Origin of the sequence: Pseudomonas sp. GXM4, from assembly GCF_008923895.1 — a bacterium.
Taxonomy (GTDB): domain Bacteria; phylum Pseudomonadota; class Gammaproteobacteria; order Pseudomonadales; family Pseudomonadaceae; genus Aquipseudomonas; species Aquipseudomonas atacamensis.
Genome location: NZ_WBRZ01000045.1, coordinates 1 through 25,759, shown reverse-complemented (window position 1 = coordinate 25,759; position 25,759 = coordinate 1). Strand labels below are relative to the sequence as shown.

General features: G+C 56.8%; 38 protein-coding genes. 5 read left to right on the top strand and 33 right to left on the bottom strand.

Annotated elements, in window-relative coordinates:
- Positions 1-182: 182 nt before the first annotated feature.
- The 4 genes from F8N49_RS09100 to F8N49_RS09085 are packed head-to-tail and all read left to right on the top strand — an operon-like array spanning position 183 to position 3,153.
- Positions 183-833: a DUF2491 family protein gene (locus tag F8N49_RS09100; RefSeq protein WP_110603738.1), complete on the top strand. Its 651-nt coding sequence runs from the start codon at positions 183-185 to the stop codon at positions 831-833.
- 15 nt (positions 834-848) lie between these two features.
- A complete protein-coding gene (locus F8N49_RS09095) occupies positions 849-1,274 on the top strand; it encodes a DUF350 domain-containing protein (protein WP_122506585.1) in 426 nt (141 codons plus the stop codon).
- 18 nt (positions 1,275-1,292) lie between these two features.
- Positions 1,293-1,994 carry a DUF1190 domain-containing protein gene (locus tag F8N49_RS09090; RefSeq protein WP_024014516.1) on the top strand — a complete coding sequence of 234 codons (702 nt, stop codon included), beginning with the start codon at positions 1,293-1,295 and terminating at the stop codon, positions 1,992-1,994.
- A 1-nt stretch (position 1,995) separates the two neighbouring features.
- Positions 1,996-3,153, top strand: a complete 1,158-nt coding sequence (locus tag F8N49_RS09085) for a glutathionylspermidine synthase family protein (RefSeq protein WP_151551178.1) — start codon at positions 1,996-1,998, stop codon at positions 3,151-3,153.
- A gap of 54 nt (positions 3,154-3,207) precedes the next feature.
- On the opposite strand, the gene F8N49_RS09080 is transcribed toward F8N49_RS09085, so the two are convergent.
- The 3 genes from F8N49_RS09080 to F8N49_RS09070 form a co-directional block, all read right to left on the bottom strand.
- On the bottom strand, positions 3,208-4,413 hold the full coding sequence (locus F8N49_RS09080) for an acyltransferase (protein ID WP_151551177.1): 1,206 nt from the start codon (positions 4,411-4,413) through the stop codon (positions 3,208-3,210).
- Between the two features lie 249 nt (positions 4,414-4,662).
- The gene (locus F8N49_RS09075; RefSeq protein ID WP_003228709.1) at positions 4,663-5,181 is read right to left on the bottom strand and encodes a single-stranded DNA-binding protein; all 519 of its coding nucleotides are present in this window, start codon (positions 5,179-5,181) and stop codon (positions 4,663-4,665) included.
- Between the two features lie 9 nt (positions 5,182-5,190).
- The gene (locus F8N49_RS09070) at positions 5,191-6,588 is read right to left on the bottom strand and encodes an MFS transporter (protein ID WP_024014518.1); all 1,398 of its coding nucleotides are present in this window, start codon (positions 6,586-6,588) and stop codon (positions 5,191-5,193) included.
- Positions 6,589-6,779: 191 nt separating this feature from the next.
- Here F8N49_RS09070 and uvrA point away from each other — a divergent pair, with 191 nt between their 5' ends.
- Positions 6,780-9,614, top strand: coding sequence for an excinuclease ABC subunit UvrA (uvrA, locus tag F8N49_RS09065; RefSeq protein WP_071173745.1), 2,835 nt, complete (start codon positions 6,780-6,782; stop codon positions 9,612-9,614).
- Positions 9,615-9,678: 64 nt separating this feature from the next.
- On the opposite strand, the gene bfr is transcribed toward uvrA, so the two are convergent.
- The 30 genes from bfr to rpsJ all read right to left on the bottom strand — a co-directional run bounded on the left by bfr (position 9,679) and on the right by rpsJ (position 25,690).
- Positions 9,679-10,146, bottom strand: coding sequence for a bacterioferritin (gene bfr / locus F8N49_RS09060; protein ID WP_071173746.1), 468 nt, complete (start codon positions 10,144-10,146; stop codon positions 9,679-9,681).
- Between the two features lie 167 nt (positions 10,147-10,313).
- On the bottom strand, positions 10,314-11,750 hold the full coding sequence (locus F8N49_RS09055) for a catalase (protein WP_024014520.1): 1,437 nt from the start codon (positions 11,748-11,750) through the stop codon (positions 10,314-10,316).
- Between the two features lie 239 nt (positions 11,751-11,989).
- A complete protein-coding gene (gene rplQ, locus F8N49_RS09050; protein WP_003176402.1) occupies positions 11,990-12,376 on the bottom strand; it encodes a 50S ribosomal protein L17 in 387 nt (128 codons plus the stop codon).
- 42 nt (positions 12,377-12,418) lie between these two features.
- Positions 12,419-13,420, bottom strand: a complete 1,002-nt coding sequence (rpoA, locus tag F8N49_RS09045; protein WP_016772946.1) for a DNA-directed RNA polymerase subunit alpha — start codon at positions 13,418-13,420, stop codon at positions 12,419-12,421.
- Positions 13,421-13,442: 22 nt separating this feature from the next.
- Positions 13,443-14,063, bottom strand: a complete 621-nt coding sequence (gene rpsD, locus F8N49_RS09040; RefSeq protein ID WP_003176404.1) for a 30S ribosomal protein S4 — start codon at positions 14,061-14,063, stop codon at positions 13,443-13,445.
- An 18-nt stretch (positions 14,064-14,081) separates the two neighbouring features.
- On the bottom strand, positions 14,082-14,471 hold the full coding sequence (gene rpsK, locus F8N49_RS09035) for a 30S ribosomal protein S11 (RefSeq protein WP_002555466.1): 390 nt from the start codon (positions 14,469-14,471) through the stop codon (positions 14,082-14,084).
- Between the two features lie 30 nt (positions 14,472-14,501).
- Positions 14,502-14,858, bottom strand: a complete 357-nt coding sequence (rpsM, locus tag F8N49_RS09030) for a 30S ribosomal protein S13 (protein ID WP_003186020.1) — start codon at positions 14,856-14,858, stop codon at positions 14,502-14,504.
- Positions 14,859-14,988: 130 nt separating this feature from the next.
- Positions 14,989-15,105: a 50S ribosomal protein L36 gene (rpmJ, locus tag F8N49_RS09025; protein WP_002555468.1), complete on the bottom strand. Its 117-nt coding sequence runs from the start codon at positions 15,103-15,105 to the stop codon at positions 14,989-14,991.
- 27 nt (positions 15,106-15,132) lie between these two features.
- Positions 15,133-16,461, bottom strand: coding sequence for a preprotein translocase subunit SecY (gene secY / locus F8N49_RS09020; protein ID WP_016772945.1), 1,329 nt, complete (start codon positions 16,459-16,461; stop codon positions 15,133-15,135).
- Positions 16,462-16,899, bottom strand: coding sequence for a 50S ribosomal protein L15 (gene rplO / locus F8N49_RS09015; RefSeq protein WP_003228720.1), 438 nt, complete (start codon positions 16,897-16,899; stop codon positions 16,462-16,464). It lies immediately after the preceding gene.
- Between the two features lie 3 nt (positions 16,900-16,902).
- Positions 16,903-17,079 (bottom strand): 50S ribosomal protein L30, encoded by a 177-nt coding sequence (rpmD, locus tag F8N49_RS09010; RefSeq protein ID WP_003176408.1) that lies wholly within the window; start codon positions 17,077-17,079, stop codon positions 16,903-16,905.
- A gap of 2 nt (positions 17,080-17,081) precedes the next feature.
- The gene (gene rpsE / locus F8N49_RS09005; protein WP_007955637.1) at positions 17,082-17,582 is read right to left on the bottom strand and encodes a 30S ribosomal protein S5; all 501 of its coding nucleotides are present in this window, start codon (positions 17,580-17,582) and stop codon (positions 17,082-17,084) included.
- Positions 17,583-17,585: 3 nt separating this feature from the next.
- Positions 17,586-17,936: a 50S ribosomal protein L18 gene (gene rplR / locus F8N49_RS09000; protein ID WP_003186037.1), complete on the bottom strand. Its 351-nt coding sequence runs from the start codon at positions 17,934-17,936 to the stop codon at positions 17,586-17,588.
- Between the two features lie 10 nt (positions 17,937-17,946).
- Positions 17,947-18,480 carry a 50S ribosomal protein L6 gene (rplF, locus tag F8N49_RS08995; protein ID WP_003228722.1) on the bottom strand — a complete coding sequence of 178 codons (534 nt, stop codon included), beginning with the start codon at positions 18,478-18,480 and terminating at the stop codon, positions 17,947-17,949.
- Positions 18,481-18,492: 12 nt separating this feature from the next.
- Complete coding sequence (gene rpsH, locus F8N49_RS08990; protein WP_016772944.1) at positions 18,493-18,885, bottom strand: 30S ribosomal protein S8; 393 nt, start codon at positions 18,883-18,885, stop codon at positions 18,493-18,495.
- 208 nt (positions 18,886-19,093) lie between these two features.
- Entirely contained in the window at positions 19,094-19,399 is a 306-nt protein-coding gene (gene rpsN, locus F8N49_RS08985; RefSeq protein WP_003186042.1) for a 30S ribosomal protein S14, read from the bottom strand.
- A gap of 13 nt (positions 19,400-19,412) precedes the next feature.
- Positions 19,413-19,952, bottom strand: coding sequence for a 50S ribosomal protein L5 (rplE, locus tag F8N49_RS08980; RefSeq protein ID WP_003210069.1), 540 nt, complete (start codon positions 19,950-19,952; stop codon positions 19,413-19,415).
- Positions 19,953-19,972: 20 nt separating this feature from the next.
- On the bottom strand, positions 19,973-20,287 hold the full coding sequence (gene rplX, locus F8N49_RS08975) for a 50S ribosomal protein L24 (protein WP_003186046.1): 315 nt from the start codon (positions 20,285-20,287) through the stop codon (positions 19,973-19,975).
- An 11-nt stretch (positions 20,288-20,298) separates the two neighbouring features.
- Positions 20,299-20,667, bottom strand: a complete 369-nt coding sequence (rplN, locus tag F8N49_RS08970) for a 50S ribosomal protein L14 (RefSeq protein ID WP_002555479.1) — start codon at positions 20,665-20,667, stop codon at positions 20,299-20,301.
- Positions 20,668-20,690: 23 nt separating this feature from the next.
- Complete coding sequence (rpsQ, locus tag F8N49_RS08965; RefSeq protein ID WP_003194644.1) at positions 20,691-20,957, bottom strand: 30S ribosomal protein S17; 267 nt, start codon at positions 20,955-20,957, stop codon at positions 20,691-20,693.
- Positions 20,958-20,959: 2 nt separating this feature from the next.
- Positions 20,960-21,151: a 50S ribosomal protein L29 gene (rpmC, locus tag F8N49_RS08960; protein WP_002555481.1), complete on the bottom strand. Its 192-nt coding sequence runs from the start codon at positions 21,149-21,151 to the stop codon at positions 20,960-20,962.
- Entirely contained in the window at positions 21,151-21,564 is a 414-nt protein-coding gene (rplP, locus tag F8N49_RS08955; RefSeq protein WP_003228729.1) for a 50S ribosomal protein L16, read from the bottom strand. Before rplP ends, rpmC begins: the two co-directional genes overlap by 1 nt.
- 12 nt (positions 21,565-21,576) lie before the next feature.
- Positions 21,577-22,263 carry a 30S ribosomal protein S3 gene (rpsC, locus tag F8N49_RS08950; protein ID WP_003176422.1) on the bottom strand — a complete coding sequence of 229 codons (687 nt, stop codon included), beginning with the start codon at positions 22,261-22,263 and terminating at the stop codon, positions 21,577-21,579.
- A 13-nt stretch (positions 22,264-22,276) separates the two neighbouring features.
- The gene (gene rplV / locus F8N49_RS08945; protein ID WP_003103908.1) at positions 22,277-22,609 is read right to left on the bottom strand and encodes a 50S ribosomal protein L22; all 333 of its coding nucleotides are present in this window, start codon (positions 22,607-22,609) and stop codon (positions 22,277-22,279) included.
- A gap of 11 nt (positions 22,610-22,620) precedes the next feature.
- Positions 22,621-22,896: a 30S ribosomal protein S19 gene (gene rpsS / locus F8N49_RS08940; RefSeq protein WP_011336172.1), complete on the bottom strand. Its 276-nt coding sequence runs from the start codon at positions 22,894-22,896 to the stop codon at positions 22,621-22,623.
- Positions 22,897-22,912: 16 nt separating this feature from the next.
- On the bottom strand, positions 22,913-23,737 hold the full coding sequence (gene rplB / locus F8N49_RS08935) for a 50S ribosomal protein L2 (RefSeq protein WP_151551176.1): 825 nt from the start codon (positions 23,735-23,737) through the stop codon (positions 22,913-22,915).
- Between the two features lie 14 nt (positions 23,738-23,751).
- Positions 23,752-24,051, bottom strand: coding sequence for a 50S ribosomal protein L23 (rplW, locus tag F8N49_RS08930; protein ID WP_002555488.1), 300 nt, complete (start codon positions 24,049-24,051; stop codon positions 23,752-23,754).
- Positions 24,048-24,650, bottom strand: a complete 603-nt coding sequence (gene rplD / locus F8N49_RS08925) for a 50S ribosomal protein L4 (protein ID WP_003228735.1) — start codon at positions 24,648-24,650, stop codon at positions 24,048-24,050. The genes rplW and rplD overlap by 4 nt, the downstream gene beginning before the upstream one ends.
- A gap of 12 nt (positions 24,651-24,662) precedes the next feature.
- Entirely contained in the window at positions 24,663-25,298 is a 636-nt protein-coding gene (rplC, locus tag F8N49_RS08920) for a 50S ribosomal protein L3 (protein ID WP_003228738.1), read from the bottom strand.
- An 80-nt stretch (positions 25,299-25,378) separates the two neighbouring features.
- Positions 25,379-25,690, bottom strand: a complete 312-nt coding sequence (rpsJ, locus tag F8N49_RS08915) for a 30S ribosomal protein S10 (protein ID WP_003186070.1) — start codon at positions 25,688-25,690, stop codon at positions 25,379-25,381.
- Positions 25,691-25,759 lie beyond the last annotated feature (69 nt).

Here is a 25,759-nt window from a genome sequence, read left to right as displayed (position 1 = left end):
GATCTTTTGATGTTGCTTTTAAAAGACAAGATCAAAAGATCGCAGCCTTCGGCAGCTCCTACAAAGGGATTCGTCCCCCCGCACAACCTTTTCATTTTGTCTGCTCGTTCGTCGCTCGGATCGGTACACTACCGCCACTTTTTCACCCCCGAACACCTCCACCCGCTTCAAGGAACGTACCCATGGGATGGTTTAAAGACTTGCTCGGCACCAGCAATTGGCAGACCGCTGCGCCAACGAGCACCGGCGCCAGCGGTCCACTGGGCATGGCACAAGGCAAAGGCGTGCGCTTCGACACGACCCTGGCATTGCTGCTGGAAGGCTCGACTTCGGTGCGGGTGCCATTCGATCAAGCGGTGTGGAGCGCCGGCTGGGTCGATCTCGGCCAGTCCAACAAGCTGCACCGCTACTACATGAACGACGAGGATTTCTGGGTGCAGATCCACGTCACCGGCGACGATCAGGTCGAGTCGGTCACCCTGTTCAATTACCTCAGCTATGTAACGGTCAACAGTGACGCCGAACTCCAGCGTCTGGCAGGCCCCAACAGCCTGATCGGTCTGCCGACCTACAACCACAACGGTGTTGAATACACCCGCGAATGGGGCACCGAGCTGCATCAGACCGAACTGGTGCCAATGACCGAACACGTGGTCAACCCGGACGAGTCCTACACCATCAAGCACCACGCCATGCTGTATGCCCGCGACACCGGCCTGACCGATCGCCGCGAACTGCTGCTGTTCTCCGTCGAACAGGACGAAGAAGGCACCGTCAGCCTGAGCACCTCGCTGGGCATCTCGCTGTACACGACTGATTTGAGCGCCATTTAAAAAAGGAAGTTTTTCATGCTGGAAGTCTTGGCCGTTTCCCTGAACAAAACCGCGCTGGTCGGTTTTGTCGTCTACCTGATCGGCGCCGTGTTGCTGTTCATGCTGTTTCAATTCGTCTACACGCGCATTACCGCGCACAAGGAATTCGAGCTGATCCGCGCCGGCAACACTGCCGCCGCCATTGCCCTGTCCGGGGCGATCATCGGTTTCGCGATTCCGGCGAGCAACGTGATCGCCTACTCGGTCAACATGCTCGACTTCGTCCTCTGGGCGGTCATCGCCGCCGTCGTGCAGCTGTTGGCGTTCGTTGCGACCGGGCTGGTGCTCAAGGGCACGTCCCAGCGCATCGCCAACGGCGAAGTCGCCGCCGGCATCTATGTGGCGGCCGTGGCGATCAGCGTCGGCATGCTCAATGCCGCGTGCATGACCCCGTCCCACTGACCGGCAGGAAGCCTCTCGATGAAACGCAGCAAATACGTGCAATTGTCCCTCGCCGCGTCCGTGGCGATGGCGATTTCCGGTGAAGCAGCGGCGCTGGATCAGCCGCGCAACTTCCAGAGCGTTGAACAGTGTGTCGACGCCGAAGTGGCCGCCGATCTCTGCTCCAGCGCCTACGTCGCCGCCCTGAACGAGCACCGGCGCATCGCCCCGGCCTACACCGACAAGGCCAAGTGCGACGCAGACTTTGCCGCTGGCTGGTGTCAGAAAAATTCCGATGGCCGTTTCGTGCCGAAACTCGGCGGCTTCAAAGTGCCGGGCAATGCCGAGACGCCGCAGGATCTCGATGCCATCGCCAATTCGCAAATGCCGGCGGGCGACTCCACCACTAGCAGCAGCGCAAGCCACGGCGGCTCGCACTATTCTGGTGGCTCAGGTGGCGGCGGCAATGGCTGGCTGACGGGCTGGCTGATCGGCAACGCAATGAGCAACAACGCCGAACGCACCGTTTACCGTGATCGCGAAACGCGCCAGCCGTACAACACCTCAACGCAGTACCGCCGAGCTGACACAACCTCGCGCAGCCAGTCGGATTACGAGAGCAGCAAGAGCAAGCCGGTGAATGTTGCCTCGTCGACTTCGCGCGGCGGCTTCGGCAGTCAGTCCAGCGCCCGCAGCGGTTGGGGTGGCTGGGGCAGCAGTTCCGGACGCTCGAGCAGCTGACATGAAAAAGATCCACTGCGCCGAGCGCCCCGACTGGAAACACACCGCCGAGAGTCTCGGTTTCCTGTTCCACACCATCGACGACGAACCGTACTGGGACGAAAGCGCCTACTACCAGTTCAGCCTGGCGCAGATCGAAAACGATCTGGAAGACCCGACCACCGAACTGCACGAGATGTGCATGGACCTGGTTGATCGCGTGGTCGACAGCGAGGAGTTGCTCGATCGCCTCAGCATCCCGGCGGCGTACTACGACATGATCCGCACCTCCTGGCGTGAAGGTCATCCGCATCTGTACGGTCGCATGGACTTTTCCTACAGCGGCAACGGGCCGGCGAAACTGCTGGAACTCAACTACGACACGCCGACCAGCCTCTATGAAGCGGCGGCGTTTCAGTGGGGCTGGCTGGAGCAATGCATCGAACGCGGCACCTTGCCCCGGCATGCCGACCAGTTCAACAGCATCGACACCAAGCTGCATCAGGCCTTCGCCGAGTTGCAGTTGAAGCGGCCGTTCTACTTTGCCTCGATGAAGGACTCGGTCGAGGACAAAGGCACCACCGACTATCTGCGGCTGATCGCGGAAAAGGTCGGCATCGAATCACGCCACATCGATATCGAAGACATCGGCCTGACGGCTGAGGGTCGTTTCGTCGATCTGCAGGATCGCTGGATCCCGCACCTGTTCAAGCTGCACGCCTGGGAATTCATCTTCCACGAACCGTTCGGCGCGGCAATCGCCGAGTGCGATACGCAGTTTTTCGAACCGGCGTGGAAGGCGATCCTGTCGAACAAAGGTGCGCTGCCGCTGCTGTGGGAATTGCACAAGGGACATCCGAATCTGCTCGCTGCGCACCTTGATCCGAATCCGCAGAGTGCCGTGCCGAAGGGCTGGGTGCGCAAGCCGTACTTTTCCCGCGAAGGTGCCAACATCGAACTGCAAACAGCGGAAGGCCTGATCGTCAAAGAGGACGGGCCTTACACCGATGCGCCGTTCATCCTGCAGCAGTTCGCGCCGCTGCCGAAGTTTGGCGACAGCTACACGCTGATTGGCTCGTGGGTGATTGGTGATGAGGCGGCGGGGATTGGTGTGCGCGAGGACAATAGTCTGATCACCAAAGATTCAAGTCGCTTCCTGCCGCATCTCATTCTCGACTGAACTGCCAGACATGAAAAAGCCATAGCGCTGGCGCGCTACGGCTTTTCATCCCCGTTACGACACTTCGGTTGTTCGTGACCCATCCCGTATCGGAACCTCGTCTCTGGACGGTTCATCCGTCGACACTCTTGCCATTCTGCGTCGGGCTATTTCAGCGCCACGGCGACGCAGTGGTGTTTCAACGAATCGGTAATTCAGTTCGCTGCACACCACCATGATCAGCAACGCAGTGAGCAACAGTTCGATCGTGTGCCCGGCCCCCAGCGTCGCGCCGCTAGTGGACGCAATCCGCGTCCAGATCTCGGTACTCAGGTGGTAGGCGAATATGTGCACAACGTACAAAGCGTAAGACCGTGAACCCAGCCATTCGAACAGGCTCTGGAAAACAGAAGGACAGTAGATGTAGCCCTTCTGGTAACTGGCGAGCCAGACAATGACCACGGCCGTCATCGCGACCAGACCAACAGCAATCGGCACCGCGATCATCTGCCCTGCGATGGCACCCAACAGATACAGCAAAAACAGCGTGGTCGCCAAACGCTTGAAGATACTGGCACCGAGCGCAACCGGCTCGATGTCTTTATAAAGCGAAGTGCGGGAGAACAGGCAAAGCACGATGCCCCACATCATCGCATCGAGCCTGAAGGAGAACAGCATCGGCGCCGGGGGCGCCGCAAAACCATTGCGATCAAAGCCGAACTGCAGGGCGATCAAGGCAAGCAGAATAATCACCCGCCAGCGCGCCGATGTCACCAGTAGCAGAAAAAGCGGGAAGATGAGGTAGAACTGCTCCTCCAGCGCCAGGCTCCAGTACACCGAGTTCGGGCCAAGCAACAAACCGTACTGATTGGCCAGGTTGCCAGTGAACGTAGCCACAGCAGTAAAACTGCGCAGGTTGTAAAACCACGACTGAAACGCATTCGACTCGTTGAAAAAAATTGAAAACGCCAACGGTATCAGCACCCACAACCACGCTGTGGGCAAGAGGCGATAAGCCCGCCGGATCCAGAACGAAGTCGCGGCCAATCCGAATCTGTTCTGCTCACGGTGGCTATCGAAATAGTCGAGATACGCCTTGCTGACGACGTAGCCTGAAATACAGAAGAACAAATCCACCCCGGTCCATGGGGAGTACACGTTGAACAGGCTCAACAAGGACGAGTCATGGAACGGCAACAATTGAGAGAGGTGGGTCAGGACCGTCATGAGAATGGCCGCCCCGCGCAAATACTCGATTTCCTTGTTCTTGCGAGTGCTCATGAAATTCTCTTGTTCTTATGGGGAGACAGGCTTCAGAGCGCCTGAAAACGCTGCGGGAATGAACTGAGTTGGCATTCCTCGAGAGCGATCATGGAGCGGCCCGCGACGGCCTTCAAGCCTCCGTGCAAAAAACTTTCCGGATGTCCAACCCGACTCATTGGTCAGTTGCCGGGCATTCTTTTCATCAATGCCCCTGCAAAACGACAAAGCCCCCGCTATTGCGAGGGCTTTGCCTGGAAGCGATCAGTTTCAGAACGGAATATCGTCATCGAAGCTGTCGAAATCCGGAGCCGGTTGCGGTGCGGCCTGCTGAGGTGCCGGAGCCGAACGCTGCTGTGGAGCCGACTGCTGCGGGCGCGGTGCCTGCTGACGTGGCGCCTGCTGCTGGTAGTTGTTGCCGCCGCCTTGCTGATCGCCCTGTTGTGGACGGCCGCCGAGCAGTTGCATGGTGCCTTGCATGTCGACCACGATTTCAGTGGTGTAACGCTTGATGCCGTCCTTTTCCCACTCGCGGGTCTGCAGCTTGCCTTCGATGTAGACCTGCGAACCCTTGCGCAGGTATTCACCGGCAATCTCGGCCACCTTGCCGAACATCGACACACGGTGCCACTCGGTCTTCTCGACCTTCTGACCGGTCTGCTTGTCGGTCCATTGTTCGCTGGTGGCCAGACTCAGGTTGGTCACGGCGTTACCGTTAGGCAGGTAGCGAACTTCGGGATCCTGGCCGCAAGTGCCGACCAATATGACTTTGTTAACCCCACGGGCCATAACGTTCTCCTAAGCGTCGCACGCAGCCCCGGCCGGGTTGTTGACCAGGCGTTCGAGGGTGCTGCGATCCACTAATTCTTTGTCCAGTTTGATGTAAACAGCCGCCTCTTCGGCGACTATCACTGCATCTGTTACCCCTACCAGGGCCTTGAGGCGCTCGACCAGACCCGCTTCGCGGATCGCTTCGGGCGACAACGGCAAGCGCAGGCTCGTCACGTAGGGAGGTTCGCGCATGGTAACAGCAAAGGCCAGCCAAAGTGCAGCCAGCGCGGCGCATCCGAGGAACACAACCGACAGACCGCCATGCTGGAACAACCAGCCGCCGAGTATCCCGCCGAGTGCCGAACCGAGGAACTGGCTGGTGGAGTACACGCCCATGGCCGTGCCCTTGCCGCCTGCCGGTGAAACCTTGCTGATCAGCGACGGCAACGATGCCTCGAGCAGATTGAACGCGGTGAAAAACACCACCGTACCGATCACCAGAGCACGCAGGCTATCGCCGAACTGCCAAAAGAATAGTTCAGTCAGCATCAATGTCATGACGGCGCCGAGCAAAACTCGTTTCATTTTGCGTTTCTTCTCGCCGTAGATAATGAACGGGATCATGGCGAAGAACGAAATCAGCAACGCGGTGAGGTAGACCCACCAGTGCTGTTCCTTGGGCAGACCGGCTTTTTCCACCAGTGCCAGCGGCAAGGCGACGAAGCTCGACATCAACATGGCATGTAACACAAAGATGCCCAGATCCAGGCGCAGCAGGTCCGGGTGCTTGAGCGTCGGCATCAGCGCCTGCCGGGCCACTCCGGATTCCCGGTGCTGCAACGGCCCGGTGGATTGCGGCACCATGAACATGATGATCAGGATGCCGAGCAGCGCCATGGCGCCAGTGGCGAGGAACAGCCCGGACAGCCCGAACGCACTGGTCAGTAACGGCCCGACTACCATCGCCACGGCGAACGACAGGCCGATGGTCATGCCGATCATCGCCATGGCTTTGGTCCGATGCTGCTCGCGGGTCAGGTCGGAAAGCAGCGCCATCACCGCTGCGGAAATCGCCCCGGCGCCTTGCAGGATCCGCCCGGCGATCACACCCCAGATCGAATCGGCCTGGGAAGCCAGAACACTGCCGAGAGCGAAGACGATCAGGCCGAGGTAGATCACCGGCCGGCGACCGATGCGGTCGGAAATGATCCCGAACGGAATCTGGAAAATTGCCTGGGTCAGACCGTAAGCGCCAATCGCCAGCCCGATCAGGGCCGGGGTCGCTCCCGCCAGATCCATGCCATAGGTCGCCAGCACCGGCAACACCATGAACATGCCAAGCATACGGAAGGCGAACACCAGGGCCAGACCGCTCGCCGCGCGGGTCTCGCTGCCACTCATGCGTTCGCTGTGGGGATCGTGCATGGAAAAACCTCGTGTGAACCGGCGGCGATTCTACCAGTCCCATCGGAAGACGGGGTATATCGCGACGCTATGACGCGTATAGATGAAACTCTCTTCATGAACGGCAAAACGCCCTTCGTTTGATAGTGTGCATCCATCCAGTATTTGCCCGTATACTCCTACGTTTTCGACGCCCGCCAAGCGAGGCCACTTTGGACAAGATCCTGATACGTGGGGCCCGTACCCACAACCTGAAGAACATCGACCTGACCCTGCCGCGGGACAAACTGATCGTCATCACCGGCCTGTCCGGATCCGGCAAGTCGTCCCTGGCGTTCGACACGCTGTATGCCGAAGGTCAGCGCCGCTATGTCGAATCGCTGTCGGCCTATGCCCGGCAGTTCCTGTCGATGATGGAAAAACCCGACGTCGACACCATCGAAGGCCTGTCGCCGGCGATCTCCATCGAACAGAAGTCGACCTCGCACAACCCGCGTTCGACGGTCGGCACCATCACCGAAATCTACGACTACTTGCGCTTGCTCTATGCCCGCGTGGGTACGCCGCGTTGCCCGGATCACGACATTCCACTGGAAGCGCAGACCGTCAGTCAGATGGTCGATCTGGTGCTGGCGCAGCCGGAAGGCAGCAAACTGATGTTGCTGGCACCGGTGATCCGCGAACGCAAAGGCGAACACCTGTCGGTCTTCGAAGAATTGCGTGCGCAGGGTTTCGTCCGCGCCCGGGTCAACGGACGCATTTGCGAGCTCGACGAGCTGCCGAAGCTGGATAAACAAAAGAAGCATTCGATCGATGTGATCGTCGACCGCTTCAAGGTCCGCGCCGATCTGCAGCAGCGTCTGGCCGAATCTTTCGAGACCGCGCTGAAACTCGCCGACGGCATTGCCCTGGTCGCACCGATGGACGACGAGTCCGGCGAAGAAATGATCTTCTCCGCACGCTTCGCCTGCCCGATCTGCGGCCATGCGATCAGCGAGCTGGAACCCAAGCTGTTTTCCTTCAACAACCCGGCCGGCGCCTGCCCGACCTGTGATGGCTTGGGCGTGAAGCAGTTCTTCGACATCAAGCGTCTGGTCAATGGCGAGCTGACCCTGGCCGAGGGCGCGATCCGTGGCTGGGACCGGCGCAACGTCTATTACTTCCAGATGCTTGGCTCACTCGCCTCGCACTACAAGTTCAGCCTGGACAAGCCCTTCAACGAGCTGAGCGCCGAGCAGCAGAAGTTCATCCTGCATGGCAGCGGCTCGCAGAACGTCGACTTCAAATACCTGAACGACCGTGGCGACATCGTCAAACGCTCGCACCCGTTCGAAGGCATCGTGCCGAATCTTGAGCGTCGTTACCGCGAAACCGAATCGGCGAGCGTGCGCGAAGAGCTGGCCAAGTTCCTCAGCCATCAGGCCTGCCCGGATTGCCGTGGCACGCGTTTGCGCCGCGAAGCACGGCACGTCTGGGTCGGCGAGAAAACCCTGCCGGCAGTGACCAATCTGCCGATCGGCGATGCCTGCGAATATTTCGGTGCGCTGAAGATGACCGGTCGGCGTGGCGAGATCGCCGACAAGATCCTCAAGGAAATCCGCGAGCGTCTGCAATTTCTGGTCAACGTCGGCCTCGACTATCTGTCGCTGGATCGCAGTGCCGACACATTGTCCGGTGGCGAGGCGCAACGGATTCGTCTGGCCAGCCAGATTGGCGCCGGTTTGGTCGGCGTTCTGTATATCCTCGACGAACCGTCCATTGGCCTGCATCAGCGCGACAACGATCGGCTGCTCGGTACGCTCAAGCATTTGCGCGATATCGGCAACACGGTGATCGTGGTCGAGCACGATGAAGACGCGATTCGTCTGGCTGACTATGTCGTCGATATCGGCCCGGGCGCCGGTGTGCACGGCGGGCAGATCGTTGCCGAGGGCACGCCGGATGAAGTCATGGCGCACCCGGATTCGCTGACCGGCAAATACCTGTCCGGCCGGGTGAAGATCGAAGTGCCGGCCAAACGCACGCCGCGCAACAAGAAGCTCAACCTGTCGCTCAAAGGTGCGCGTGGCAACAACCTGCGCAACGTCGATCTGGACATCCCGATCGGCCTGCTGACTTGCGTGACTGGCGTATCCGGTTCGGGCAAATCGACACTGATCAACAACACGCTGTTCCCGCTCAGCGCCACCGCACTGAATGGCGCGACCACGCTGGAAGCGGCTGCGCATGACAGCATCAAAGGTCTGGAACATCTCGACAAAGTCGTCGATATCGACCAGAGCCCGATCGGCCGTACGCCGCGCTCCAACCCGGCGACTTATACCGGGCTGTTCACGCCGATCCGCGAACTGTTTGCCGGCGTGCCCGAGTCGCGCTCCCGTGGTTACGGCCCGGGGCGTTTCTCGTTCAACGTCAAGGGCGGTCGCTGCGAAGCGTGCCAGGGCGATGGCCTGATCAAGGTGGAAATGCACTTCCTGCCGGACATCTACGTGCCCTGCGATGTGTGCAAGAGCAAGCGCTACAACCGCGAAACCCTTGAGATCAAATACAAGGGCAAGAGCATCCATGAAACCCTCGAAATGACCATCGAGGAAGCACGGGAGTTCTTCGATGCAGTGCCGGCACTGGCGCGCAAGCTGCAAACGCTGATGGATGTCGGCCTGTCCTACATCAAGCTCGGGCAGTCGGCAACGACCCTGTCCGGCGGTGAAGCACAGCGGGTCAAGTTGTCGCGCGAGCTGTCCAAACGCGATACTGGCAAAACCTTGTACATCCTCGACGAGCCAACCACCGGCCTGCACTTCGCCGATATCCAGCAGTTACTCGATGTTCTGCATCGTCTGCGCGACCACGGCAACACTGTGGTGGTCATCGAGCACAACCTCGATGTGATCAAGACCGCTGACTGGCTGGTGGACCTCGGTCCTGAAGGCGGTTCCAAAGGCGGGCAGATCATTGCCACCGGTACGCCGGAGGAAGTTGCCGAGATGAAGCAATCTCACACCGGCCATTACCTCAAGCCACTGCTGATCCGTGATCGGGCGTAACTGCCAGGCATGAAAAAGCCCCTGTCACCATTGAAGTGACAGGGGCTTTTTTGTAACCGTGCAATCAGGACGCGTGGGATTGCAGGTAGTTCTGGAGACCGATCAGCTTGATCAGGCCCAGCTGCTTTTCCAGCCAGTAGGTGTGATCTTCTTCGGTGTCGTTGAGCTGAACCCGCAGAATTTCGCGGCTGACATAGTCCTTGTGTTGCTCGCAAAGTTCGATGCCTTTGCACAGCGCAGCGCGGACTTTGTATTCGAGGCGCAGATCCGCTTCGAGCATCGTAGGCACCGTGGTACCGACATCCAGATCATCCGGACGCATGCGCGGCGTGCCTTCGAGCATCAGAATCCGCCGCATCAACGCATCGGCGTGGCCGGCTTCTTCTTCCATCTCGTGGTTGATGCGCTCGTAGAGCTTGGTGAACCCCCAGTCCTCATACATCCGCGAATGAACGAAATACTGGTCACGCGCGGCCAGCTCGCCGGTCAGCAACGTATTGAGGTAATCGATTACATCTGGGTGGCCTTGCATCGCCCTACATCTCCCTTCCTGAAAGTCTGTAGTTTGAACCAACCTGACCGGAAGGTCACTCGCTTCGCGCAATAAAAGCGAAGATATTCTGAGAAAAGCAGGCCAAATAACGCAAAAACCGCCCAAATGAGGGCGGTTCTGCTTCTCGTTTAGACTACGTTAAGCTGTCAGTTGAGCAGTTTTGCGATTGCTTCTCCATACGCCGGATCGGCTTTGTAGAAATGCTGCAACTGGCGATCGACGACGTCGCTGGAAACACCCGCCATCGCACCGGCGATGTTGCTGACCAGCAATGCTTTCTGCTCGTCGCTCATCAGGCGGAACAAGGCACCGGCATGGCTGTAGTAGTCGGTGTCTTCGCGGTGATCATAACGATCAGCGGCACCGCTCAAGGCCAGCGCTGGCTCCGCGTAATGCGGCGCTTGCTTCGGCGACTCAACGTAGCTGTTCGGTTCATAGTTCGGCGCCGCGCCGCCATTGCTGCCGAACGCCATGGAGCCGTCACGCTGATAAGTATTCACCGGGCTGCGCGGAGCGTTCACCGGCAATTGCTGGTGATTGGTGCCCACACGGTAACGGTGCGCGTCAGCGTAGGCGAATACACGGCCTTGCAGCATGCGGTCTGGCGACAGACCGACACCTGGCACCATGTTGCTCGGGCCAAACGCAGCCTGTTCAACTTCCGCGAAGTAGTTCAGCGGGTTGCGATTCAACTCCAGCTCACCGACTTCGATCAGCGGGAACTCCTTCTGCGACCAGGTCTTGGTCACGTCGAACGGATTCTCGTAATGAGCCGCCGCTTGCGCTTCGGTCATGATCTGAATGCACACGCGCCATTTCGGGAATTCACCGCGCTCGATGGCCTCGAACAGGTCACGCTGCGCATAGTCCGGGTCGGTACCGGCCAAACGGGCGGCCTCGGCTGGCGCCAGGTTCTTGATGCCCTGCTGGGTCTTGTAGTGCCACTTCACCCAATGACGCTCGCCTTTGGCGTTGATCAGGCTGTAGGTGTGGCTACCGAAGCCGTGCATGTGACGGTAGCCGTCAGGGATGCCACGATCAGAAAACAGGATGGTGACCTGGTGCAGCGCTTCAGGCGAATGCGACCAGAAATCCCACATCATCTGCGCGCTCTTCAGGTTGCTTTGCGGCAGACGCTTTTGCGTGTGGATAAAGTCAGGAAATTTCAGCGGATCGCGGATGAAGAACACTGGCGTGTTGTTGCCGACGATGTCCCAATTGCCTTCCTCGGTATAGAACTTCAAGGCGAAGCCGCGCGGATCGCGCTCAGTGTCGGCCGAACCACGCTCGCCACCTACGGTAGAAAAGCGCAGAAAGGTTGGCGTTTGTTTGCCTACCGACTCGAACAACTTCGCACTGGTGTATTCAGTGATGTCACGGGTGACGGTGAACGTGCCGTAGGCGCCTGAGCCTTTAGCGTGCACACGGCGTTCTGGAATGTTTTCACGGTTGAAGTGCGCAAGTTTTTCGATCAGATGGAAATCGTCGAGAAGCAGCGGACCGCGTGGGCCGGCGGAACGGGAATTCTGGTTGTCAGCGACTGGCGCGCCACTGGCGGTTGTAAGCGTCTTGGTCTGGCTCATGCGGTCTTCTTCCTCTGTCAGTCTTGAACTGCCGGCTAATGGGCTTGGCGGGAAGTATTGATCATCGACGTTACAGCTACAAATTCATTAACTTGCAGGCATCGATAGATAATTACTAATTATGTTTTCCCAGCACATAGTGGCAGTTCAACCATGTCAGAAACTTGTACAGACGGCGCATTTCTTACAGGCACAAAAAACCGGGCACTAGGCCCGGTTCTTTGTTTCAGACTGACGTCTTACTCGGCGGATACAGCTTCGCCAGCAGTAGCACGATCAACCAACTCGACGTACGCCATAGGCGCGTTGTCGCCAGCGCGGAAACCGCACTTGAGGATGCGCAAGTAGCCACCCTCACGGGTAGCGTAACGCTTGCCCAGGTCGTTGAAGAGCTTACCAACGATAGCTTTCGAACGAGTACGGTCGAAAGCCAGACGGCGGTTAGCCAGGCTGTCTGTCTTGGCCAGAGTGATCAGCGGTTCGGCGACGCGGCGCAGTTCTTTGGCTTTTGGCAGAGTAGTTTTGATCAGCTCGTGCTCGAACAGCGACACCGCCATGTTTTGGAACATGGCCTTGCGGTGCGAGCTGGTGCGGCTCAGGTGACGACCACTTTTACGATGACGCATGGTTCATTCCTTACCAAACACTACGTTCGGTGATTACGACGATCAGGCAGTCGCCTTGTCGTCCTTCTTAAGACTTGCAGGCGGCCAGTTGTCGAGGCGCATGCCGAGGGACAGACCGCGGGAGGCCAGAACGTCCTTGATTTCAGTCAAGGATTTCTTGCCCAGGTTCGGAGTCTTCAACAGCTCTACTTCGGTACGCTGAATCAGGTCGCCGATGTAGTAGATGTTTTCCGCCTTAAGGCAGTTAGCCGAACGTACAGTCAGTTCCAGATCGTCAACCGGGCGAAGCAGGATCGGATCGATCTCGTCTTCCTGCTCGACAACCAGCGGCTCACTTTCACCTTTGAGGTCGACGAACGCAGCCAGCTGCTGTTGCAGGATGGTTGCAGCGCGACGGATAGCCTCTTCAGGATCCAAAGTACCGTTGGTTTCCAGATCAATAACCAGCTTGTCCAGGTTGGTACGCTGCTCGACACGGGCGTTTTCCACCACGTAAGCGATACGGCGAACCGGGCTGAACGAAGAGTCGAGCTGCAAGCGACCGATGCTGCGGCTTTCGTCTTCATCGCTCTGACGCGAGTCGGCTGGTTCATAACCACGACCACGAGCTACGGTGAGCTTCATGTTCAGGGCGCCGTTAGACGCCAGGTTAGCGATTACGTGATCGGGATTAACGATCTCGACATCATGATCCAGCTGAATATCGGCAGCGGTAACCACCCCCGAACCCTTCTTCGACAAGGTCAGCGTAACTTCGTCACGACCGTGCAGCTTGATGGCCAGACCTTTAAGGTTCAACAGGATTTCAATTACGTCTTCCTGTACACCTTCGATGGCGCTGTACTCGTGGAGCACACCGTCAATCTCGGCCTCGACTACTGCGCAGCCGGGCATTGAGGACAACAGGATGCGGCGCAGCGCGTTGCCCAGGGTGTGGCCAAAACCACGCTCGAGAGGCTCGAGAGTGATCTTGGCGCGGGTTGGACTGACAACCTGCACATCAATGTGGCGGGGTGTCAGGAACTCATTTACCGAAATCTGCATGGATGCACCTATTTTCTAGCCCTTACTTGGAGTAGAGCTCGACAATCAGGCTTTCGTTGATGTCGGCGGACAGATCACTGCGAGCAGGAACGTTCTTGAAAACGCCCGACTTCTTCTCAGTGTCTACTTCTACCCATTCTACGCGGCCACGTTGGGCACACAGATCGAGAGCTTGGACAATGCGAAGTTGGTTTTTTGCTTTCTCGCGAACTGCAACCACGTCACCAGCACGAACCTGATACGACGGAACGTTTACGGTCTGACCGTTAACGCTGATCGACTTGTGCGATACCAGTTGACGGGATTCGGCACGAGTCGAACCAAAGCCCATACGGTATACAACGTTGTCCAGACGGCATTCGAGCAGTTGCAGCAGGTTTTCACCGGTTGCACCTTTCTTGCCAGCAGCTTCTTTGTAGTAGCCGCTGAACTGACGCTCGAGAACGCCGTAGATACGACGGACCTTCTGCTTTTCGCGCAGTTGGGTGCCGTAGTCGGACTGGCGACCGCGGCGTTGGCCGTGGATACCAGGTGCTGCTTCAATGTTGCACTTCGATTCGATCGCGCGCACGCCGCTCTTCAGGAAGAGATCGGTGCCTTCGCGACGAGCGAGTTTGCATTTTGGACCAATGTAACGAGCCATTCTTTACAATCTCCTGGATTACACGCGGCGCTTCTTCGGCGGACGGCACCCGTTGTGCGGGATTGGCGTCACGTCGGTGATGCTGGCGATCTTGTAGCCACAGCCGTTCAAAGCGCGGACTGCGGATTCACGACCTGGACCTGGACCCTTGACGTTTACGTCGAGGTTTTTCAGGCCGTATTCCAGCGCAGCTTGACCAGCACGCTCAGCAGCTACTTGAGCAGCGAACGGGGTGGACTTGCGGGAACCGCGGAAACCCGAACCACCGGAGGTAGCCCAGGAAAGAGCGTTACCTTGACGGTCGGTAATGGTCACGATGGTGTTGTTAAAAGATGCATGGATGTGGGCGATGCCATCAACCACTGTCTTTTTAACTTTTTTACGAGGACGAGCAGCAGGTTTTGCCATGATTAAATTCCTGTCGATTCGCTGGGGCGATTACTTGCGGATCGGCTTACGCGGACCTTTACGGGTACGCGCGTTGGTCTTGGTACGCTGACCGCGTACTGGCAGACCACGACGATGACGCAGACCGCGATAGCAACCGAGGTCCATCAAGCGCTTGATTTTCATGTTGATTTCGCGACGCAGGTCACCTTCAGTGGTGAACTTCGCCACTTCGCCACGCAGCTGTTCAATTTGCTCGTCGCTCAGATCTTTGATCTTTGCTGCTGGGTTTACCCCAGTCACTGCACAGATCTTCTGCGCAGTAGTGCGACCAACACCATAGATGTAGGTCAGCGAGATAACAGTATGCTTGTTATCTGGAATGTTAACGCCTGCAATACGGGCCATTCAGTGGGACTCCAATTGACAGCTACCTACGCCCCGGAAGCCAAGAAATAGGGCGCGAGATAATATCGCTGTAATAACAAATAATCAACCCGGTAGCGCACTAGCTACCGGGCTTGAAGCACAATCACACTCAGCCTTGGCGCTGTTTGTGACGCGGTTCCGCGCTGCAAATTACTCGAACAACACCTTCGCGGCGAATAATCTTGCAGTTACGGCACAGCTTTTTCACCGATGCACGAACTTTCATCACCAACTCCTCGAACCTTATGGGTACTCAGCGCAACATGCCGCTGCCGTAACCCTTCAGGTTGGCTTTCTTCATCAGGGATTCGTACTGGTGCGAAACGAGGTGCGATTGTACTTGGGACATGAAGTCCATCACAACCACGACCACGATCAGCAACGAGGTCCCGCCAAGGTAGAACGGAACGTTTGCTGCAACCACCAGAAATTGGGGCAACAGGCACACGGCCGTCATGTAAAGAGCACCGAACAGGGTCAAGCGGGTCAGAACGCCATCAATATAGCGCGCAGACTGCTCACCTGGACGGATGCCCGGAATAAAGGCACCGGACTTCTTCAGGTTTTCCGCTACGTCTTTCGGATTGAACATCAACGCCGTATAGAAGAAGCAGAAGAAAATAATCCCTGCACTAAACAGCAGAATATTCAACGGCTGACCAGGAGCGATCGACTGCGAGATGTCCTGCAACCAGCCCATACCTTCAGACTGACCGAACCAGGCACCCAACGAAGCCGGAAACAGCAAGATGCTGCTCGCGAAAATAGCCGGAATAACACCGGCCATGTTCACCTTCAGCGGCAAGTGGCTTGTCTGCGCAGCAAAAACCTTGCGGCCCTGCTGACGCTTGGCGTAGTGAACAGCAATACGACGCTGACCACGCTCAATGAACACCACGAAACCGATAATCGCTACTGCCAGCAAACCGATGGCAACCAGGGCGAAGATGTTGATATCACCCTGACGCGCAGACTCGAAAGACTGCCCGATTGCTCTCGGAAGACCGGCGACGATACCCGAAAAAATCAACATCGAGATACCGTTGCCAACACCACGCTCAGTAATCTGCTCACCCAGCCACATCATGAACATCGCACCAGCCACAAATGTGGTTACCGCGACGAAATGGAAGCCAAAGTCACCAGTGAACGCGACGCCCTGCCCCGCCAGACCAATGGACATGCCAATAGCCTGGACCAGAGCGAGAGCGACGGTGAGGTAGCGGGTGTACTGGCTAATCTTGCGACGGCCAGCTTCACCTTCCTTCTTCAACTGCTCCAGCTGCGGGCTGACGGCGGTCATCAGTTGCATGATGATCGATGCCGAAATGTACGGCATGATCCCCAGTGCAAAGATGCTCATCCGTTCCAGCGCGCCGCCGGAGAACATGTTGAACAAGCTAAGAATGGTCCCCTCATTCTGTCGAAACAGGTCTGCGAGTCGGTCCGGGTTGATACCTGGAACCGGGATGTGTGCGCCTATTCGGTAGACGATAATCGCCAGGAACAGAAAACGCAGACGAGCCCAGAGTTCAGACATACCGCCTTTGCCGAGCGCAGAGAGAGCACCTTGCTTAGCCATTTATTCCTCGAACTTGCCGCCAGCTGCTTCGATAGCCGCACGCGCACCTTTGGTGGCGCCGATTCCCTTGCCGATAGTGACAGCGCGAGTCACTTCACCGGACAGCATGATTTTCACACGCTGTACGTTGACGTTGATCACGTTGGCATCTTTCAGGGACTGCACAGTAACGATGTCGCCTTCCACTTTGGCCAGCTCGGACAAACGCACTTCTGCGCGATCCATGGCTTTCAGGGAAACGAAACCGAACTTAGGCAGGCGACGATGCAGCGGCTGTTGACCGCCTTCAAAGCCTGGAGCGATGGTGCCACCGGAGCGGGAGGTCTGACCTTTGTGACCACGGCCACCAGTCTTGCCCAAACCACTACCGATACCACGGCCCGGACGATGCTTTTCGCGACGGGAACCCGGCGCTGGACTCAGATCATTGAGTTTCATCGATTAACCCTCGACACGCAGCATGTAGTAAGCCTTGTTGATCATCCCGCGATTCTCGGGAGTATCCTGGACTTCTACAGTGTGACCGATGCGACGCAGACCCAGACCCTTAACGCACAGTTTGTGGTTAGGGATGCGGCCGGTCATGCTTTTGATCAGCGTAACTTTAACGGTAGCCATGATTACTTGATCTCCTCAACACGCAGGCCACGCTTGGCAGCGATGGACTCAGGAGACTGCATAGCCTTCAGACCCTTGAAAGTGGCGTGAACCACGTTTACCGGGTTAGTCGAGCCGTAGCACTTGGCCAGAACGTTCTGAACGCCAGCAACTTCGAGGACAGCACGCATAGCGCCGCCAGCGATGATACCGGTACCTTCAGAAGCAGGCTGCATGTACACCTTCGAAGCGCCGTGAGCGGACTTCATTGCGTACTGCAGAGTGGTGCCGTTCAGGTCAACTTGAATCATGTTGCGGCGAGCAGCTTCCATTGCCTTCTGGATCGCAGCAGGCACTTCACGCGACTTGCCACGGCCGAAGCCAACACGCCCTTTACCATCACCAACCACGGTCAACGCGGTGAAAGTGAAGATACGGCCGCCTTTAACGGTTTTGGCTACGCGGTTAACTTGAACCAGCTTCTCGATGTAGCCTTCGTCGCGCTTTTGGTCGTTATTTGACATAACTTAGAACTCCAGCCCAGCTTCACGAGCAGCATCAGCCAGCGCTTTAACGCGGCCGTGGTACTTGAAGCCAGAGCGGTCGAAAGCCACTTGCGATACGCCAGCGGCCTTAGCACGCGTAGCGACCAGCTGGCCAACCTTTGTGGCCGCGTCGATGTTGCCAGTGGCACCATCACGCAGTTCTTTATCCAAAGTCGAGGCACTTGCCAGGACTTTGTTGCCGTCGGCCGAGATGACCTGGGCGTAGATGTGCTGCGACGAGCGGAACACGCAGAGACGCACGACTTCGAGTTCGTGCATTTTCAGGCGTGCTTTGCGAGCGCGACGCAGTCGAGTAACTTTTTTGTCGGTCATTTGCTATGCCCTACTTCTTCTTGGCTTCTTTACGACGGACGACTTCGTCCGCGTAGCGCACACCTTTGCCTTTGTATGGCTCTGGTGGACGGAAGTCGCGGATCTCGGCGGCCACTTGACCTACCAGCTGCTTGTCGATGCCCTTGATCAGGATATCGGTCTGGCTAGGAGTCTCAGCGGTGATGCCTTCCGGCAGTTCGTAATCCACTGGGTGCGAGAAGCCAAGAGCCAGGTTCAGAACCTGACCTTTTGCTTGCGCTTTGTAACCAACACCGACCAGCTGGAGCTTGCGCTCGAAGCCTTGGCTTACGCCCTGGACCATGTTGTTTACCAACGCACGCGTGGTACCGGCCATTGCGCGAGTTTGTTGATCGCCATTGCGAGCAGCGAAACGCAGCTCACCAGCTTCTTCAACGATCTCAACGGACGAATGGATGTTCAGTTCAAGAGTACCCTTGGCACCCTTCACCGAAAGCTGTTGGCCTGCGAATTTGACTTCGACACCGGCTGGCAGCTTAACGGGGTTCTTAGCGACGCGAGACATGCTTATCCCCCCTTAGAACACAGTGCAAAGAACTTCGCCGCCGACACCGGCAGCGCGCGCAGCACGATCCGTCATCACACCTTTGTTGGTGGAGACGATAGACACGCCAAGACCGCCACGAACTTTCGGCAGATCTTCAACGGACTTGTACTGACGCAGGCCTGGACGACTAACGCGCTTCACTTCTTCGATAACCGGACGGCCTTCGAAGTACTTCAGCGAGATGGACAGCGACGGCTTGGCGTCGGTGGTGATCTGAAAATCCGCGATGTAACCTTCGTCCTTCAGGACTTTTGCTACAGCTGCCTTCAACGTGGAAGACGGCATGCTTACGACAGACTTTTCAGCCATCTGGGCATTACGGATTCGAGTTAGCATGTCCGCTAACGGGTCCTGCATACTCATGGGCTAGACGCTCCTAATACAAAAAAATTAGCCTTGCGGCTACTACTTGTCGCCGAGAACTTCCGGGCAGAAAAACACGGGCTCAGGCGAGCCGGTCATTCTAGACACACCCCAGAAATGAATCAAGCCCCAAAAGGGGCTTGATTCAGATTCAAGGCCACCGATGGTCAGGTTCTTGCGAACCCGAACACCGAGACTTTGACAACTATTACCAGCTGGCTTTAACCAGACCTGGCACGTCACCACGCATTGCAGCTTGACGCAGCATGTTACGGCCGAGGCCGAACTTGCGGTACACGCCGTGCGGACGACCAGTCAGGCGGCAACGGTTACGCATGCGCGAAGCGCTTGCGTCACGTGGTTGCTTCTGCAGAGCTACGGTAGCTTCCCAACGCGCTTCTGGACTTGCGTTCAGATCGACGATGATAGCTTTCAGCGCTGCACGCTTGGTGGCGTACTTGGCAACGGTGAGCTGACGCTTCAGCTCACGGTTCTTCATGCTCTTCTTGGCCATTTTCCTACTCCAATCAGTTGCGGAACGGGAATTTGAAAGCACGCAGCAGAGCGCGGCCTTCATCATCGTTCTTGGCAGTGGTGGTCAGGGTAATGTCCAGACCGCGGAGAGCATCGATCTTGTCGTAGTCGATTTCCGGGAAGATGATCTGCTCTTTCACGCCCATGCTGTAGTTGCCACGACCATCGAAGGACTTGGCATTCAGGCCGCGGAAGTCGCGAACCCGAGGCAGGGAGATCGACAGCAGACGATCCAGGAACTCGTACATACGCTCACGGCGCAGGGTCACTTTGACGCCGATCGGCCATCCTTCGCGGACTTTGAAGCCAGCGATGGATTTACGAGCGTAGGTCACAACGACTTTCTGGCCGGTGATCTTTTCCAGGTCAGCAACAGCGTGCTCGATGACTTTTTTGTCGCCGATCGCTTCGCCCAGACCCATGTTCAGGGTGATTTTGGTAACGCGCGGAACTTCCATCACGTTCGAAAGCTTAAGTTCTTCCTTAAGTTTCGGAGCGATTTCCTTCCGGTAAATCTCTTTTAGTCGTGCCATGGTCTTCTACCTAGCAGTGTTCAAGCATCAACCGCTTTTTGGGTCGACTTGAAGACACGAATTTTCTTACCGTCTTCTACTTTGAAACCAACGCGGTCAGCCTTGTTGGTTTCGCCGTTGAAGATGGCGACGTTGGAAGCGTGCAGTGGCGCTTCTTTCTCGACGATACCGCCCTGTACGCCCGACATCGGGTTAGGCTTGGTATGACGCTTGACCAGGTTCAGACCACCAACAACCAGACGGTTGTCAGCAAGAACCTTCAGCACCTTACCGCGCTTACCTTTGTCTTTGCCGGCGATCACGATGATCTCGTCGTCACGACGAATCTTTTGCATGTCGGATCTCCTTACAGCACTTCTGGGGCGAGCGAGACGATCTTCATGAACTTCTCAGTACGAAGTTCACGGGTCACTGGCCCAAAGATACGGGTGCCGATCGGCTCTTGCTTGTTGTTCAGAAGAACAGCAGCGTTGCCATCAAAGCGGATAATGGAGCCATCAGCACGACGTACGCCGTGACGAGTGCGGACTACAACAGCAGTCATCACTTGGCCTTTTTTCACCTTACCGCGAGGAATTGCTTCCTTCACGGTAACTTTGATGATGTCACCGATACCAGCGTAACGACGATGGGAGCCACCCAGCACCTTGATGCACATAACACGGCGAGCGCCGCTGTTATCGGCCACATCGAGCATGGATTGAGTCTGAATCATATAATTTCTCCGACCCCTAGCCCTTAGACTTCCACAGCGCGTTCGAGAACATCAACCAGCGCCCAAGACTTGGTCTTGGCCATCGGACGAGTTTCACGAATAGTGACTTTGTCGCCGATGTGGCACTGATTGGTTTCGTCGTGCGCGTGCAGCTTAGTCGAACGCTTAACGTATTTACCGTAGATCGGGTGCTTTACGCGACGCTCGATCAGAACGGTGATGGTTTTGTCCATCTTGTCGCTGACAACACGGCCAGTCAGCGTACGGACAGTTTTTTCGGCTTCAGCCATGATCACTTACCTGCCTGCTGGTTGAGCACAGTCTTCACGCGAGCGATGTCACGCTTAACTTGCGAGAGCAGATGAGACTGCCCCAACTGGCCAGTTGCTTTCTGCATGCGCAGATTGAACTGGTCGCGCAGCAAGCCGAGCAGTTGCTCGTTCAGCTGCTGTGCGGATTTTTCACGAAGTTCATTCGCTTTCATCACATCACCGTCCGTTTAACAAAGGAGGTGGCGAGCGGCAGCTTTGCAGCAGCCAGGGCGAAAGCCTCACGCGCCAGCTCTTCAGAAACACCCTCGATTTCATACAGGACTTTGCCTGGCTGAATCTGGGCAACCCAGTACTCCACGTTACCCTTACCTTTACCCATACGAACCTCGAGAGGTTTCTTGGAGATCGGCTTGTCCGGGAATACACGGATCCAGATCTTGCCGCCACGTTTTACGTGACGGGTCAGAGCACGACGCGCTGACTCGATCTGACGAGCGGTGAGACGACCACGAGCAACAGACTTCAGCGCGAACTCGCCGAAGCTGACTTTGCTACCGCGCAGTGCCAGACCACGGTTGTGGCCGGTCATCTGCTTGCGGAACTTCGTACGCTTTGGTTGCAACATTTGGCGTACCCCTTACTTAGCAGCTTTTTTACGAGGCGCTGGTGCTTGTGGTTTCAGTTCTTCTTGGCGACCACCAATAACTTCGCCTTTGAAGATCCAAACCTTTACACCGATCACACCGTAAGTGGTGTGAGCTTCGTAGTTGGCATAGTCGATGTCGGCACGCAGGGTGTGCAGTGGCACACGACCTTCGCGATACCATTCAGTACGTGCGATTTCAGCACCGCCGAGACGACCGCTCACTTGGATTTTGATGCCTTTGGCACCAATGCGCATGGCGTTCTGTACAGCGCGCTTCATAGCGCGACGGAACATTACACGACGCTCCAGCTGCTGAGCTACGCTCTGCGCAACCAGCATACCGTCGAGCTCCGGCTTGCGGATCTCTTCGATATTGATGTGCACAGGCACACCCATTTGCTTGGTCAGGTCCTGACGCAGTTTCTCAACATCTTCACCTTTCTTCCCGATAACGATACCTGGACGAGCGGTGTGGATGGTGATGCGTGCAGTTTGGGCCGGACGATGGATATCGATACGGCTTACGGACGCGCTTTTTAGTTTGTCTTGGAGATACTCACGCACTTTCAGATCTGCGAACAAGTAGTCCGCATAAGTCCGACCGTCTGCGTACCAGACGGAGGTGTGCTCCTTGACGATTCCCAGGCGAATGCCAATGGGATGTACTTTCTGACCCATCTCTTCGACTCCGTTACTTGTCAGCAACCTTGACAGTGATATGGCAAGACCGCTTGACGATGCGATCAGCACGGCCTTTGGCACGTGGCATGATGCGCTTCAGCGAACGCCCTTCGTTGACGAAAACGGTGCTGACCTTCAGGTCATCAACGTCTGCGCCTTCGTTATGCTCGGCGTTGGCTACGGCCGACTCCAGCACTTTCTTCATGATCTCGGCGGCTTTCTTACTGCTGAAAGCCAACAGGTTGAGCGCTTCGCCCACCTTCTTCCCGCGGATCTGGTCGGCGACCAAGCGGGCTTTCTGGGCGGAGATTCGAGCGCCCGACAACTTAGCGGCTACTTCCATTTCCTTACCCCTTAACGCTTGGCTTTCTTGTCAGCCACGTGCCCGCGATAGTTGCGGGTACCGGCGAACTCGCCCAGTTTGTGGCCGACCATGTCTTCGTTAACGAGAACTGGGACGTGCTGACGACCGTTGTGTACTGCGATGGTCAGACCGACCATTTGTGGCAGGATCATCGAACGACGCGACCAGGTTTTAATTGGTTTGCGATCGTTCTTTTCCGCCGCCACTTCGATCTTCTTCAGTAGGTGAAGATCAATAAAAGGACCTTTTTTCAGAGAACGTGGCACTGTCGTATCCCTCTATTTACTTGCGACGACGGACGATCATTTTGTCGGTACGCTTATTACCACGAGTCTTCGCGCCCTTAGTCGGGAAGCCCCATGGCGATACCGGATGACGACCACCAGAGGTACGACCTTCACCACCACCATGTGGGTGGTCAACCGGGTTCATGGCAACACCACGAACGGTTGGGCGAACGCCACGCCAGCGTTTGGCACCAGCTTTACCCAGCGAACGCAGGCTGTGCTCGGAGTTCGAGACTTCACCCAGGGTCGCACGGCATTCAGCCAGGACTTTACGCATTTCACCGGAACGCAGACGCAGGGTCACGTAGACACCTTCACGAGCGATCAGCTGAGCCGAAGAACCAGCGGAACGAGCGATCTGTGCACCTTTACCTGGCTTCAATTCGATGCCGTGTACGGTAGAACCGACTGGAATGTTGCGCAGTTGCAGAGCGTTGCCTGGCTTGATTGGAGCCAGAGCGCCTGCGATCAGCTGGTCGCCAGCACTCACGCCTTTAGGGGCGATGATGTAGCGGCGCTCGCCGTCTGCGTAGCACAGCAGTGCGATGTGAGCAGTACGGTTTGGATCGTATTCGATACGCTCGACAGTGGCGACGATGCCATCTTTGTCGTTGCGACGGAAATCGACCATACGGTAATGCTGCTTATGACCACCACCGATGTGACGAGTGGTAATACGGCCATTGTTGTTACGACCACCAGACTTCGATTTTTTCTCGAGCAGCGGTGCGTGAGGAGCGCCTTTATGCAGCTCCTGGTTGACCACCTTGACCACAAAACGGCGGCCAGGGGAAGTCGGTTTGCATTTAACGATTGCCATGATGCACCCCTTCCTTACTCAGCACTGCTGCTGAAATCGAGATCTTGGCCTGGCTGAAGGGAGATAACCGCCTTCTTCCAGTCATTACGCTTGCCCAGACCGCGAGCAGTGCGCTTGCTCTTACCCAGAACATTCAGGGTAGTGACGCGCTCTACTTTCACGCTGAACAGGCTTTCGACGGCCTTCTTGATTTCCAGCTTGGTTGCATCGGTAGCAACCTTGAAAACGAACTGGCCTTTCTTGTCTGCCAGAACCGTAGCCTTCTCGGAAACGTGCGGGCCAAGCAGAACTTTAAATACGCGTTCCTGGTTCATCCCAGCAGCTCCTCGAATTTCTTCACGGCCGACACGGTGATCAACACCTTGTCGTATGCGATCAGACTAACTGGATCGGAACCTTGCACGTCCCGTACATCTACGTGCGGCAGGTTGCGAGCAGCCAGGTACAGGTTCTGATCAACAGCGTCCGACACGATCAGAACGTCGGTCAGGCTCATGTTGTTCAGTTTGCCCAGCAGATCTTTGGTTTTCGGAGTTTCAACAGCGAAATCCTGAACCACGACCAGACGATCAGTACGCACCAGCTCAGCAAGGATGGAACGCATTGCTGCGCGATACATCTTCTTGTTCAGCTTCTGGGAGTGATCCTGTGGACGAGCTGCGAAAGTGGTACCGCCGCCACGCCAGATTGGGCTACGGATAGTACCGGCACGAGCACGGCCAGTACCTTTCTGACGCCATGGGCGCTTGCCGCCACCACGAACGTCGGAACGGGTCTTCTGCTGCTTGCTACCTTGACGGCCGCCGGCCATGTAGGCCACGACTGCTTGGTGAACCAGCGTCTCGTTGAATTCGCCGCCAAATGTCAGTTCGGAAACTTCGATCGCTTGAGCGTCATTTACATTTAATTGCATGTCAGCTTCCCCTTAACCGCGAGCCTTGGCTGCTGGACGTACAACCAGGTTGCCGCCAGTAGCGCCAGGAACAGCACCCTTGACCAACAACAGATTGCGTTCAGCGTCCACGCGCACTACTTCCAGGGACTGCACGGTCACGCGCTCAGCGCCCATATGACCGGACATTTTTTTGCCCTTGAATACACGACCAGGAGTCTGGCACTGGCCGATAGAGCCTGGGACGCGGTGGGATACGGAGTTACCGTGGGTGTTATCTTGCCCGCGGAAATTCCAACGCTTGATCGTACCCTGGAAGCCTTTACCCTTGGACTGACCGGTTACATCAACCAGTTGACCAGCGGCGAAGATTTCAGCGTTGATCAGATCGCCAGCCTGGTACTCGCCTTCTTCAAGGCGGAATTCCATGGTGGTGCGACCAGCGGCAACGTTCGCTTTAGCGAAGTGGCCAGCCTGAGCTGCTGTTACACGCGAAGCGCGACGCTCGCCGACAGTGACTTGCACTGCACGATAGCCATCGGTCTCTTCAGTTTTGAACTGGGTGACGCGATTCGGCTCGATCTCAATGACCGTGACCGGAATGGAGACACCTTCTTCGGTGAAAATACGGGTCATACCGCATTTACGACCGACTACACCAATAGTCATGTTGTAAACCTCATGAGTGTACGGGGCTTTCACCCGCTATGGCCGCCCATTTCAGAGCGTTACACGACCAAGACCGAGTCTTAGCCGAGGCTGATCTGCACTTCCACACCGGCCGCAAGATCAAGCTTCATCAGCGCGTCAACGGTTTTATCCGTTGGCTGGACGATGTCCAGAACACGCTTATGAGTGCGGATCTCGTACTGGTCACGCGCGTCTTTGTTGACGTGCGGGGAAACCAGAACGGTGAACCGCTCTTTACGGGTAGGCAGTGGAATTGGACCACGCACTTGAGCACCAGTACGTTTCGCGGTTTCCACGATTTCCTGGGTTGATTGGTCGATCAGGCGATGGTCAAAAGCCTTCAACCTGATACGGATTTGCTGATTTTGCATTGGATTTCAGACTCCGGCTGCTATTCCCACCGGGCGCAATACGCCCGTTAAAAGGAGGCGCAATTCTAT